11 protein-coding genes are annotated in these 12,089 nt (G+C 62.3%); 1 reads left to right on the top strand and 10 read right to left on the bottom strand.

Annotated elements, in window-relative coordinates; all coding sequences use genetic code 11:
* Positions 1-146: 146 nt before the first annotated feature.
* The 4 genes from QMG46_RS12735 to QMG46_RS12720 form a co-directional block, all read right to left on the bottom strand.
* Positions 147-2,744: a protease pro-enzyme activation domain-containing protein gene (locus tag QMG46_RS12735; protein ID WP_281848205.1), complete on the bottom strand. Its 2,598-nt coding sequence runs from the start codon at positions 2,742-2,744 to the stop codon at positions 147-149.
* Between the two features lie 291 nt (positions 2,745-3,035).
* Positions 3,036-4,049 (bottom strand): FecR family protein, encoded by a 1,014-nt coding sequence (locus tag QMG46_RS12730; RefSeq protein WP_281848204.1) that lies wholly within the window; start codon positions 4,047-4,049, stop codon positions 3,036-3,038.
* Between the two features lie 2 nt (positions 4,050-4,051).
* A complete protein-coding gene (locus QMG46_RS12725; RefSeq protein WP_281848203.1) occupies positions 4,052-4,636 on the bottom strand; it encodes an RNA polymerase sigma factor in 585 nt (194 codons plus the stop codon).
* 213 nt (positions 4,637-4,849) lie between these two features.
* Positions 4,850-5,662, bottom strand: a complete 813-nt coding sequence (locus tag QMG46_RS12720; protein ID WP_281848202.1) for a GlxA family transcriptional regulator — start codon at positions 5,660-5,662, stop codon at positions 4,850-4,852.
* A gap of 278 nt (positions 5,663-5,940) precedes the next feature.
* Between QMG46_RS12720 and QMG46_RS12715 the strand changes: the two genes are divergently transcribed.
* Positions 5,941-6,759 carry a dienelactone hydrolase family protein gene (locus QMG46_RS12715; protein ID WP_281848201.1) on the top strand — a complete coding sequence of 273 codons (819 nt, stop codon included), beginning with the start codon at positions 5,941-5,943 and terminating at the stop codon, positions 6,757-6,759.
* A 22-nt stretch (positions 6,760-6,781) separates the two neighbouring features.
* Here the strand turns inward: QMG46_RS12715 and QMG46_RS12710 are convergent, their stop codons facing one another.
* The 6 genes from QMG46_RS12710 to QMG46_RS12685 all read right to left on the bottom strand — a co-directional run bounded on the left by QMG46_RS12710 (position 6,782) and on the right by QMG46_RS12685 (position 12,081).
* On the bottom strand, positions 6,782-7,768 hold the full coding sequence (locus QMG46_RS12710; RefSeq protein WP_281848200.1) for a multidrug resistance efflux transporter family protein: 987 nt from the start codon (positions 7,766-7,768) through the stop codon (positions 6,782-6,784).
* A 238-nt stretch (positions 7,769-8,006) separates the two neighbouring features.
* Entirely contained in the window at positions 8,007-8,174 is a 168-nt protein-coding gene (locus tag QMG46_RS12705) for a hypothetical protein (RefSeq protein WP_281848199.1), read from the bottom strand.
* 98 nt (positions 8,175-8,272) lie between these two features.
* A complete protein-coding gene (locus tag QMG46_RS12700; RefSeq protein ID WP_281848198.1) occupies positions 8,273-9,100 on the bottom strand; it encodes a heme ABC transporter ATP-binding protein in 828 nt (275 codons plus the stop codon).
* Positions 9,097-10,158: a FecCD family ABC transporter permease gene (locus QMG46_RS12695; RefSeq protein WP_281848197.1), complete on the bottom strand. Its 1,062-nt coding sequence runs from the start codon at positions 10,156-10,158 to the stop codon at positions 9,097-9,099. The genes QMG46_RS12700 and QMG46_RS12695 overlap by 4 nt, the downstream gene beginning before the upstream one ends.
* Positions 10,155-11,000, bottom strand: a complete 846-nt coding sequence (locus QMG46_RS12690; RefSeq protein WP_281848196.1) for a heme/hemin ABC transporter substrate-binding protein — start codon at positions 10,998-11,000, stop codon at positions 10,155-10,157. Before QMG46_RS12690 ends, QMG46_RS12695 begins: the two co-directional genes overlap by 4 nt.
* Positions 10,993-12,081 (bottom strand): hemin-degrading factor, encoded by a 1,089-nt coding sequence (locus QMG46_RS12685; protein ID WP_281848195.1) that lies wholly within the window; start codon positions 12,079-12,081, stop codon positions 10,993-10,995. The genes QMG46_RS12690 and QMG46_RS12685 overlap by 8 nt, the downstream gene beginning before the upstream one ends.
* Positions 12,082-12,089: the final 8 nt, after the last annotated feature.

The following is a 12,089-nucleotide window of genomic DNA, read 5'->3' as shown; positions in this document are numbered from 1 at the left end:
CGACTCACGTCCGCCCTACCCCATACCAGATAATCCAGGGCGAATGGCGCGGACCCATAAAAAAGCCCGGCCAATCGGGGCCGGGCTTAAATCCATCCTTGGCCGGCACGCATCCCTGTGCGCCGGCGGCATTCAAGCCATCCTAATTACTGAACCGTCAGGGTGACATCGTCCAGAACGAACGAGGTCTGCGCCGACGAATCTTCCTTACCGGTGAACTTGATGGTCACGGTCTGACCGATATACGGGGTCAGATTGGCCGTGTGCACCGTGTAGCCAGAGGCGGCATTGAGGTTCGAGAACGTGGCCAGGGTGGCCAGCACCGTGCCCGAGCTGTTCAACACCTGCACCGTGAGCTTGTCGTACTGGGTCGACGTGGTGGTCTCGGCCGTGTCGATATGCAGGTAGTAGGACAACGTGGCCGAGGTCTTGCCGCTCGGAATCGCAACGCTCTGCGAAGCGGTGTCGGTGTGGGTCGAGCCATAGCCGTCCAACCACAGGAAGCCGGTACCGCCATGAGCCGTTTCACCCGAGCAGGTGCTGTTGGTGCAATACGCACCCGAGCTCACCGTCCAGGGCGAAGCCGAGCTCTCGAAACCGCTGTTGGTCAACAGCTGCGTCGAACCGCCACCGCCCGAGCTGGTCACCGTGACCGAACCGGTCTTGGTGTTGGTCGCACCGGTGCTGTCGGTGACCTTCAGCGTGACCGTATAGGTGCCGGCCGCCGTATAGGTATGGCTGGGGCTGGCTACCGTCGAGGTGCCGCCATCGCCGAAGGTCCAGGCGTACGAGGTGATCGTGCCGCCGGTATCGGTCGAGGTGTTGGTGAAGGTCGCGGTCAGGCCGCTGGTGGTATCGGAGAAGTTCGCCACCGGGCTACCCGGGGGCGGCGTGCTGCCGCCGCCGAAGTACTGGGTCACATAGGCGTTGAACTTGGTGATATCCAGGCTGCCCCAACCGGTGGTGTTGTCGAAGCCGGCAGCCGCGTTGTAGCCGTGGCCCTGGTAACCGTTGTTACCCGAGGTCACGTCATGCAGCGGGGTGCTGTCGTTGACGAAGTTGGTGTACATGTCCTGCGCCGGCAGGCCCAGCGAGTTGTTGTTGGCCGACTGGATACGTGCCCAGATGCCGACGAAGATCGGCGAGGCCAGGCTGGTGCCGCCGTACTGCTGGCCGGACTGGCCGTTGGCGACGATGATGGCACCGGTGGCGGACGCCGCATCGAACGCGAGGTCAGGCACCTGGCGCTTGGTCACCGACGAACCGAGCGCGGCGGTCTGCCAGGCCGGAGCGGTTTCGAACAAGCTCACGCCGCCGCCGGTCGCCCACAGGCGCTCGTTCGAGCTGGCGCTCGAGGTCACGTGTGCAAGGCCTTCGTTCCACACCGTTTCGCCGGCCCACACCGTGGTACCGGTGGTGGAAAGCGTGGTGCCGCCCACCGCGATGACGTTCGGCGACGTGGCCGGCTCGCTCACGCTGTAGTGAGTCAGGTCGATCTTCACCGTGCCGCTGGAGTTGGCGATGTAGCCCGGCGCACCGGTCGACGGGTCGCTGGACCACTGGTACACGCCGGCATCGCCCGAAGCGATCGAGAAGGTCTGGCCCTGCGAGGCAGCCTGCGCGAAGGCCTGGTCGTCGGCGGCCTGGGTACCGGAGTTGTGCGCGGCGGTTTCGTCTTCGCCCAGCGAGACGTTGATGACCTTGGCGACGTTATCGGACACGGCCTTGTTGTAGGCCGCGGTGATGTTGGCGTCGGTCAGGCCGCTATCGTTGCTGTCGCCGTTGATGGCGGCGTAGAAGATCAGCTGCTTGACGCCACCGGAGGTACCGATGATGTCCTGGCTGTCCAGCGCCCATTCGCCGTCGTCGCCGTCGTTGGCGAGCGTACCGGTGCTGCCCTTGACGGTCAGGGTGTTGACGGTCGGCAAGCTGTGGGCCGTGGTGAAGGTCTTCAGGTCGGCGATGGTCTGGGTCATGTCACCCCAGGTGATGATGCCGACCACGGTGTTGGAAGCCGTCGGCGTGCTGCCGGCGTTGTAGATCTGCGCGAAGTCGGTCGGCTGGTGGCCAACCTGACCGGCTGCAGCGAAGGTCTTGATCGCATCCGCGCTCAGGCGGTGCGACATCACGTGCGGCTTGTTGACGTCCTGCAGGCCTAGCACGCCACCGACGATGCCGCCGAGCGACTGCGGAACCATGGCGTCGGTGTCATTGGCAAAATGCTGCTCACCCTTGAACTGGAAGGTCTTCAGGCTGGTGTTGAAGGCGGCGCTCGCGCTCAGCGGCGTACCGTCGGCTTCGATCAACGCGTTGTTCGGCGACACGCTGATGTTGGTGAAGCCGTTCTTCTGCAGGTGCGCCACGACAGCCTGCACCTGTGCATCGGTCGGCGCGTACTTGGCCTTGAACTGCGCCGGCGTCAGAAACTTGTGATAGTTGGGGCTGCCCGGCAGGTTCACTTCCTGCAGGAAGCTCTGCAGCTGGTCGGCGTTACGGTGGTTCAAGCTGACAATCACGTGCAATTGCTTGCTCGCTTCCAGCGGCATGATCTGCGTGGCGTCGACGGTCGGGTGACCCGTCATGACCAGCGTGGATACCTTGCTGCTGTTGTTCTGCAAGCTGGCGTGCGTGTTCGTGCCGACCCACGACTCGGCGGCATGCGCCGACATCGTGAACATGGCCAACGACAGCGCCGCCGGCAACAGTGCCTTGCGATACCCCGACATACGAAGACTGCTCGACATCAGTGAACTCCCATTTGGATTTTTTGAGACGAACAAGACCGATGCGGCCTATGTCGGCCACATGCCTCGATCGCTTTTTTTGTCGCGTTAGTGCGACCCCTCCACCGCAAAAAAACTATCCAGCGACTCCCTGAAACCCTTACGCCAATGTCCCCCTGCCCTCCATTGCCATTGGCGTACTCAGCGTCACATGAGGATAAGACGGACGAGAAAACCAAACGCCTACCTTGGATTAAAAAACAAAAGCGGCCGATGGCCGCTTTGGTTGAAAAATGAGAATTGCGGCAGGTTTTATCGCGTACTGCGCAATACGACCTGGCCCGATTTACTGCGATCGGCACGGATTTGCCAGCCCGCCTGCAGGGCGAGAATCAAATTCTCCTGATCGCCCGTACGGAATGCCCCGCTGACTCGCAGGTCCCGCAATGACGGGTCGCCGATGCTCAATTGCGTGGCGCTGTAACGATTCATTTCCGCCAGCAGATCCGGCAGACGCCAGTCATGCGCGAACAACTTGCCCTGCGTCCAGCCTTTGGCCAGCTCGGTATCGGCCGGCTTCACGGTATCGATTCGCCCCGAACGGTCGAACGCGACCTGCTGCCCGGCCAACAGGGACACGACCTGCGGCGAGGCATTGGGTGCCTGCGTGGCCACGTCGACCTTGCCCTTGAGCAGGATCACACCGGTCGTGTCGCCATCGATACGCACCTGAAACTGCGTGCCCACCGCCGTTACCGTACCGTGTTCGGCATGCACCACGAACGGCCACGCCTTGTTGCCCTGTACCTGGAACTGCGCCTGGCCATGCAGCAGATCGATGCGCCGCGCCTGGGTGCCATAGCGCTCGACAATCTCGGTGTCGGTATTGAGCAGGATGGTCGAACCATCGCTCAGCTGCACCGTCCGCTGCTGTCCGGCGAGGGCGGCGTAGTGGGTCCCGGCCGGCTCGGACGGAGCGGAGAAGCGAGGTATGGCGACCAGGGCCAGCACGATGGCAAAACTCAAGCCCACCGCCGGAAACAGCCAGCGGCGGCCCGCAAACCAGGATTCGGAAGGCGTGCGGTGCAACGCCCGGCGGGCTGCTGCGGCTACCGCGGCATCCTGGACGGCGTCACCGCTTTGCTTCCACAGGTATTCCACTTCCCGATAGGCCGCGGCGTGGGCCGGGTCGGCCGCGCGCCAGCGCTCAAAGTCCGCGCGCAAGCCGTCAGGACAGTCCCTTTCCAAAAGGCGCACGAACCAGCGCTCGGCCTCGTCCTGCGAGCCCGTCGAGGGATGCTGGTCGTCGGAAATTCTTTCTTCCATGTTCACTCAAACGTGCGTGCCGAGGAATCGCCTACCTTGCGCTTCAACAGGACTAGCGCGGTAGCGAGGTGCTTTTCGACCATTTTGACCGAAATACCGCAGCGATCGGCAATTTGCGCACGGCTCAGGCCATGCACACGTTTGAGCAGATAAACCCGTTGGCACTTGGGCGGCAGCTCCAGGATGGCCTGGCTCAACCGCGCCACCTGTTGCTGGTAGGCCACGCGCTCTTCCGGCGAATGCTCGGTATCGGCGATATCCTGGCCATCCAGCGTGACATGGTCTTTGCTGTAATGCGTCAAGGAAACCCGAAACTGGTCATGCGCCACGTTGACCGCGATCCGGTAGAGCAACTGCTTCCAGGCCGAGGACGGCTCGGACTCGCGGTAGCGCAGCAGCTTGGTCATGCTTTCCTGTGCGGCGTCTTCGGCGTCCTGCTCGCTGGCCGTGCGGCGCCGCAAAAACGTCACCAGGTTGCGGTAATGCTCGCGCAGGAAGGCATCGAAGCCGTGGGCATTCTCGCGCGGCTCGGCGGCCGCCAACTGTGGCAACCGGAGATTCGGCGCGCTGTCACCCTTGTTGGTCATGCTTCGAACAACACCTCACGTGGTATCCCCTAGCCGCCGCATCATGGCACAAAAAGACAAGGGTCCGGCAAGCAGCACGGCGCACCCGGCAGAGATTTGTTTAAAACAATGCGTGATATCGATATACGGCCATTCGATTCACCGCGATTAACTCGATCCAAATATCCACAGCACCTGAGATAATCCCCATGGCTGTGAAAACTGGCTCACCGCCTATTCATGCCTGGCCTTTTGCTTGTGGTCAAATACCACGGGCCTGAACTGTCTTGGCGTTGCCTGCGTCATCTTCCGCATAAGGCGCCGCAGCGCGGTGGCATCGGCATAGCCGACCTGCTCGGCAACCTGTTCGACCGACAAATGACTGGTCTCCAGGAGCATGCGTGCGCGATGGATGCGCACACTCTGCAACAACGCGGATACGCTGCGCCCGGTCGATTCTTTTACGTGACGGGAAAGCGTACGGCTGGACATGCGCAACTCCGCAGCGAGCGCCTCCACGCTGGGCGGGTTCGGCAGCCCCGCCTCAAAACGCGCGACCAGCCTACCTGCGAGATCGTTGCCATGGGCAAGTACAGCCGGCACGATGTACTGCGCCTGGGACTGTCGCCCGTCGATAAGCATCGCACGCGACACCGCATCGGCGAGCGACGGATTGAATCTCGTACGAAGCAGATGAAACATGAGATCGATGTGCGCAAAGGCGGAACCGGCGGTAACGATCGTCCCGTCGGCGACGACCATCTGATCGACATCGACCATGCAGCGCGGCTCCAGCTGTTGCAGCAGACTGCCGAGCCACCAGGTCGTCGTTACCCTTTTGCCCGGCAACAGGTCGGCTTCACGCAAGAGGAAGACGGCCGAACACGAGGCCGCAATGGTCCCACCAGCGTTGGCCTGAGCACGCAACGCCTTGATCGCCGTGGCGACTTGCGGCGCCAGGAAGCGGCTAAGCACAGCATCGGCGTCATTAAGGCCAAGGCCAGGCACCAACCAGATCGAACTATCCGGCCGGGGCCTCTTCGGCAAAACGGCCGCGTCGATCCTGAGGCCGTTGCTGAGCAGGACTGTCTTTTCCGTGGAGCAGACACGCCATCGAGGAGCGGCGCAGCCGGCGCGATTCGCGAGCACTGCCGCGCTCGAAAGAATGTCCAGTGTCGCTCCCACACCCGAAGCGAAAGCCCCTGGGAGAACAAGTATCGTGAAATCGAACATTGGCTGATTTAGCTCGAAAGAAGTCATATTGGACACTGCCAGCAAACGCTCTTTACCGGTCAAATGCAAGCCCCTGACCAAGGTAGAAAGCCATGCAGACACGACCGTTGGATGCCTACGATCCGCTCGAAGATTTCACGCCACGCAAGATCACGCTGAACGACATCACCAAGATGGTCCACGTTTCGGGCAGCGGGCCGGCCGTGATCGTCATTCCGGAAATACCGGGTATCAGCCCGCACGTGGCGAGATTCGCACGCTGGGTACGCGAAGCTGGATTCACCGTCTACATGCCATCGCTCTATGGTCGCGATGGTGAGCCGATCGATCTGGACGTCGGCCAGGCCATCTTCAAGCGTATTTGCGTAAGCGCGGAGTTCAGGGCATTTGGTGCCGGCGGCTCGAGCCCGGTAACCCGATGGCTTCGAGCCTTGGCCAACTTGGCGCATGACGAGTGCGGCGGGCGTGGCGTGGGCGCGATCGGGATGTGCTTTTCCGGCAACTTCGCGCTCAGCATGATGCTTGAGCCTTCGATGCTTGCGCCGGTCCTATCGCAGCCGGCATTACCGCTCGACGATGCGGGAGGCTTGGAGATTGCCCCTGACGAACTGAACGCCGTGAAGGCGCGCCTGGACAAGGAAGATCTCACCGTGATGGCCTATCGCTTCGAGGGAGATCGTTTCTGCAAGGCGCAGCGCTTCGCTGCTTACCAGGAAGCCTTGGGCGATCGTTTTATCGGCCGCGTTCTCCCCGACAGTGCCGCCAACAAGGATGTACCGGCCTTTTTCGAAAAGGTGGTGCAGACACCGCACAACGTCGTGACGGTTCACCTCATCGACAAGGAAGGCGAACCCACCCGCAAGGCGCGCGATGAAATTCTCGCGTTCTTTGTGCAGCGGCTGGCCAGCTAATTTAAAGATTACCCTGCCGAAATCAAGCCCCGCGATCGCTGCGCAATTCGCGCACCTCGCGATCGTGCCCGGCAGCATCGCGGCCACTTATCCAGCTGAACAGGGCAATGCCAATAATGATCGCGACGGCTCCGATCGCCGAGTAACCATGTGGCCACGCTTCGTGGAGAAACGTCGCACCGATCACCGTGGCGAACAGCAGCTCGGCGGCCTGCATCGCTTCGACCGCTGCCAACGCGGTGGGCTCGCTGCGTACTTTGTCGGTAGCCCCGAAGAACAGTACCGTGGCGATCACGCCTGAAGACAGAGCCACACCGCCGGCCAGAACGATTTCACGCCCCGTCGGCGGCCCGATGGCGAACCACGCGACGACCGTAAACAGGAGCCATAACGGCCAACTGCATAGCGTCATGCCGAAGACGCGCTGCACCGCATTGAGCCGCGTCCCAGTTCGCTCGAGATGCAATAACAGCATGCGATTGCCCAAGGGATACGCAAAAGCCGATAGCACGACAGCGGCAATGGCGAGCCAGTCGCTCGCGCTCAGCGAACCACCGGCATAACCCCATTGCAACGCAAACACGCCAGCCACGATCAGGCCGCCAATCGCCAGACTGGACCAGGCCAGGCGACGCCGTTCGTCACGATAAATAAAAGGCGCAAGCAAGGGACCGGCAAGCACCGTGGTCTGGAAGCTGCCTGCCACGAGCCACGATGGTCCGCTATTGGCCGCCCAGGTCAGCGGTATGCCGAACAGCACGAAACCGATCGAACTCCACAGCAGCCACGAGCGCGGATGGCGCTTCAACTCTTTCGGTAAATCGCCCATACCGCCCTGCCAGGGTATGACCAGGGCAAGCAGCGGCAGCGTAATGAGATAGCGCAGGATCACCGCCCACGCCCAATGACCGCCGCCAGCTACCAGACTGCGGTTGAGTACGTAGGTCATGGTGAAGAACAGGGCCGCGCATAACGCGAGCCCTATGGCGGCAAGAGCGTTGCTGCGCATCGGTGACTGCTATCCGTATCTGGGGGACTGGAGATTCAGTGTGCCGAAGCTTCGCGTTTTTTATAGCGCTTATGCAGGCTCGCTTCGCACCGCCTCTTGCCTCCCCCTCACCCCAACCCTCTCCCCCGGCAAAGCCAGGGGAGAGGGAGCAAAGAGCGCGCACGATTCAAACTTGCCTCAGTGTGCCCCCTCTCCCCTGGCTTTGCCGGGGGAGAGGGTTGGGGTGAGGGGGGCTTTTTCAGCGCGGCACGCGCAACGCGGAATCGCGCAAGGCAGCCTCGTGCTGCACCTCATCGAGCGCAGCCGTCTCGATCGTGTCGAGCACATTGTGCGAGGTATGCGGGGTAGTCGGCGGCACGGCCTCGGTAGGGCCGGGCTTGTTGAGATCAGTGTTGCCGTTGCTCATGTTCAACTCCTTGATATCCCGACCATTCTACCCCTGCCGCAGCACAAAAACTGGTCTGCACCTCAAAGCCCTACACAAAGCCGTTTCCGAATAACTGGTCAGGCCGGATGGATCAACCAGCCATGCATATCGGCCACTTCGGAGCGGCGCAGCGGCAAGCCATAGATGCGCGACAGCGCCGCCGAATCGAGCGCATCTTCCGGTTTGCCATGACGCACGAGTTGCCCCTGTGCCAGCAAGGCAACGTCATCGGCGTAACGCGCGGCAAGATTGAGATCGTGCAGCACGGCGATGACACCGTAACCACGTTGCGCCAATCGTCGCGCGTGACCGAGCACCAGGTGTTGATGCGCTATGTCCAGGCTGGCTTCGGGTTCGTCGAGCAGCAGCCACGCCGGCGCAGCGGACGGTTCGCTTACCTGTGCCAGCACGCGCGCCAACTGCACGCGTTGCTGCTCACCGCCGGAAAGTTCGAGGTAATTGCGTTCGCGCAGATGACTGGCCTGCACCGCGCCCAAGGCGGCATCCACCAGATGGCAATCCATCGCACCCGTCTTTTCGCCGAAAGGACTGCGTCCGATCATCACCACTTCGTCGACACGGAATCCAAAACCGAGCTGCACCTTCTGCGACAACATCGCACGCCGCCGCGCCAGGATTTGCGCGGGCCATGCCTGCAACGAGCGGCCGTCGAGAGTCACTTCGCCCAATGACGGCCGACGCAAACCCGCCATGACGCTTAGCAGGCTGCTCTTGCCTGCGCCATTAGGGCCGACCAGGGCAAGCAGGCGACCGGGACGCGCCTTGAGATGAACATCGTGCAATACACGCCGGCCGCCGATCGAAAGATGCACGCCGCGCACGGCGATCACCCCACTGCCCTGCTCGGCCGCTTCGTTGGCGCCCCAATCCCATGGCATGTTCATGCCTGTGCCTCGCCGATACGCGTGCGCATCAATAGCCAAAGGAAGAAAGGGCCGCCAAGCAACGCAGTCAACACGCCGATCGGCAACTCCGCCGGCACGACCACGATGCGTGCCACCGCATCGGCAGCAATCAGCAGACTGGCTCCGGCCAGCGCCGATCCCGGCATCAGCAGCCGATGATCGGGCCCCCAGACCAGCCGCAGGACATGCGGCACCAGCAGGCCGACGAAACCGATCACACCGCACATCGCGACCGCCGCACTGGTTGCCAGTGCCACCAGAACGATCAGGCGTACACGCACACGTTGCGGATGAAAGCCGAGCAACGCCGCTTCGGTCTCGCCCAGCAACAAAGCGTTCAAGGCACGGGCATAACGTGGCAACCACAACACCGGCAACAGCATCGGCAAGGCGACCGCGGCCAGACGTCGCCAATCCGTGCCGCCCAGGCTGCCCAACGTCCAGAAGCTCAGATCGCGCAACTGCCGCTCGTTGGCCATGAAGGTCAACAAACCCACGCCGGCCATCGCAATGGCATTGATGGCCACACCCGCGAGCAACAAGGTAGCCATGCCGGCACGACGACGCCCCAACACATAAACCAACATCGTTGCGGTAAGGCCGCCCACGAAAGCAGTAGCGGCCACACTCAGCGAACCTGCAAACGCAGGCAGCACAGCCAGTAGTGGTGTGCCGAGCACCATCATGCCGATCGCACCCAGCGCCGCTCCTGCCGACACACCGATCAATCCTGGTTCGACCAGGGGATTGCGAAACAAGCCCTGCATGGCCGCGCCACTACATGCCAGCGACGCGCCAACCAGGGCTGCCATCAATACGCGCGGCAGCCGCAACATCAGGACAATCTGATCGTCGCCTTGCGATGCACTGCCATCGACGCCGCGCATCAAGGCGCCAAGCACCCCCGATGCCGGTATGCGAATCGCACCGGTGCCAAGGCCGATCACCGCCGTAGCAAGCAACAGCAGACTCAGCGCGGGCAACGCGAGCGCGCGGCCACGGTCCACACGCAGGTGCGGCAAGGCCACGCTGCTCATCGGCTCAGCGCAGCCAGTTCGCGTTGCAGCACGAGTTCCTGTCCCGCATTACGCGGACCGAAACCGAGCAGCGCCTGACCATCGACCAGGATGACGCGGTGTGCCTTGCCTGCTGGCGTCAGCGCAACCCCGGGAAGTTTCAACACACCTTCGACGCCGCCGAGCGCTTCGGCGCGCTCGCGCATCAACACGATTACGTCAGGTGCCAATGCGGCCATCGCCTCGGCGGAGACCGGTTTGTAACCGGTAAAGCCATCGACGGCATTCACGCCGCCGGCGAGCACGATCGCGTGTGTCGCAGCAGTCTCGTTGCCGGCCAGCAAGGGACTGCCGCCACCGGCGGACATCATGAAGATCGCGCGTGGATGCCTGGGCATGCCGGCTACTGCCTTCGCCAGTTCGCCGTACTGGATCTGAATCTTGTCAGCCAGCTGACTCGCTGCACTGTCCTTGCCAAGCAGGTGCCCAATGGTGCGCACCTTGGCGATCACCTCGGCAGGCGCATAAGTCACGGGAAGTGTGTCGATCCGAACGCCCGCGCTGCGTAGCTGCGCAAGTACTGGCGGCGGACCGGCATCGTGGGTTGCGATGATCAGCTCCGGGCGCAGGGACAGCACACCCTCGGCAGCCAACTGGCGTACATAACCCACATCGGGAAGTGTCCGCGCCGCCGCAGGCCATTCGCTCGTACTATCCACACCGACCAGCGACGACTGCGCATCGAGCGCATAGATCGTTTCGGTGATATCGCCACCAAGCGACACGATACGCCCGGGCGAAGCGGCGGATGCAATACTCGGCAAGGCAACGGCGAACGCAAGCAAAAGCGATGGCTTAAACATGCTCGTCCTCCGTGGCAGGCAGACCGTCGGCCAGTTCGCGCCATTCGGTCAGCTCCGGCACGCCGGGCTTGCGCTTGCCGAACAGTTGCACGATCTGTCCACCCCGGGCGTCATATAGCTCCAGCGATGTCACGGCGCCTTCAGGCGAAGGCTTTTTGACGACCCAGCTTTCGACGATGTGATCTTCACGCAGGTGCAGGTTGAAGTCTTCGTCGAGCACGTTGAGCCACGGCCCCATCGGCTTGATGTTGTGCACGGGTCCGGTATGGATCTGCACGACACCCGGCGAGCCGACGAACACCATGATCGGCAAACCACTTGCAGCCACCGTTTCGAGCGCATGGCGAATCGATGCATTGACCACAGGGCGCGCAAACTCCGGGCCAACCAGACGCAACGCCTGCGTACGTGTCACCTTGTGCTTTTTCAGCAAGGCGAAGAAATCATGCGGATCACGCATCGCTCGCCACGCATCGCGCAGCGAAGCGACATCGACCTGTGTATCGTCGAGCAACAGCGGTAGCGGTTCCGCGACCGCCTGTCGGTCCAACAACGGCGACTGCACACCCGCGGCGAAGCGGCCGACCAGACCGCTCCATGCTTCGCGATGGCTTTGATCGGTCAGATAGATCTTATGCACCGCGCAACCGTCGGCATCGAAGAACTGCAGGCTCTGCAGCCAACGTCCACGCGACTCCTCGCGCACGGCAAAGCCGTATATCCAGTGCTTCAGGAACAAACGCAGATCGATCGCTTCGTCGAGCACCACGCCCATCGACGCGCCGATATCGATATGCCCGAACGTGCCTTTCTTCTCATGCACGCAACTGTCGTTGCGCGTGAGCACCATCACGTGGCCGAGTTCCGGCAGCGCAAGAATCAGGTCCTTCCATGGCCCTTCCAGACGGGTGACACCATCGCCGCAGCGAATGGCGACCAGCTCCGCTTCGCTCACGCCCAGACGCTCGGCCAGATCGCGTGCGCGCAGGTTCGGCTCCAGTTCGCGCAAGCGCATCCATTCGTCGCGGAGTTTCGGCGGCAGCATGGCGCCCGATGAGGTATTGCTGGATGCATTCAACATATCGACGA

The sequence above is a fragment of the Dyella sp. GSA-30 genome (assembly GCF_027924605.1).
In the GTDB taxonomy this organism is placed as follows: domain Bacteria; phylum Pseudomonadota; class Gammaproteobacteria; order Xanthomonadales; family Rhodanobacteraceae; genus GSA-30.
Note: the sequence above shows the minus strand (reverse complement) of the source record. Positions and strands in the feature narration are given on the sequence as shown.

What these genes read in the sequence shown, in the direction of transcription:
- QMG46_RS12735 (WP_281848205.1), bottom strand. Translation starts at nt 2,744, where the DNA reads ATGTCGAGCAGTCTTCGTATGTCGGGGTATCGCAAGGCACTGTTGCCG.
- QMG46_RS12685 (WP_281848195.1), bottom strand. Translation starts at nt 12,081, where the DNA reads ATGTTGAATGCATCCAGCAATACCTCATCGGGCGCCATGCTGCCGCCG.
- QMG46_RS12700 (WP_281848198.1), bottom strand. Translation starts at nt 9,100, where the DNA reads ATGAACATGCCATGGGATTGGGGCGCCAACGAAGCGGCCGAGCAGGGC.
- QMG46_RS12725 (WP_281848203.1), bottom strand. Translation starts at nt 4,636, where the DNA reads ATGACCAACAAGGGTGACAGCGCGCCGAATCTCCGGTTGCCACAGTTG.
- QMG46_RS12730 (WP_281848204.1), bottom strand. Translation starts at nt 4,049, where the DNA reads ATGGAAGAAAGAATTTCCGACGACCAGCATCCCTCGACGGGCTCGCAG.
- QMG46_RS12695 (WP_281848197.1), bottom strand. Translation starts at nt 10,158, where the DNA reads ATGAGCAGCGTGGCCTTGCCGCACCTGCGTGTGGACCGTGGCCGCGCG.
- QMG46_RS12705 (WP_281848199.1), bottom strand. Translation starts at nt 8,174, where the DNA reads ATGAGCAACGGCAACACTGATCTCAACAAGCCCGGCCCTACCGAGGCC.
- QMG46_RS12710 (WP_281848200.1), bottom strand. Translation starts at nt 7,768, where the DNA reads ATGCGCAGCAACGCTCTTGCCGCCATAGGGCTCGCGTTATGCGCGGCC.
- QMG46_RS12690 (WP_281848196.1), bottom strand. Translation starts at nt 11,000, where the DNA reads ATGTTTAAGCCATCGCTTTTGCTTGCGTTCGCCGTTGCCTTGCCGAGT.
- QMG46_RS12715 (WP_281848201.1), top strand. Translation starts at nt 5,941, where the DNA reads ATGCAGACACGACCGTTGGATGCCTACGATCCGCTCGAAGATTTCACG.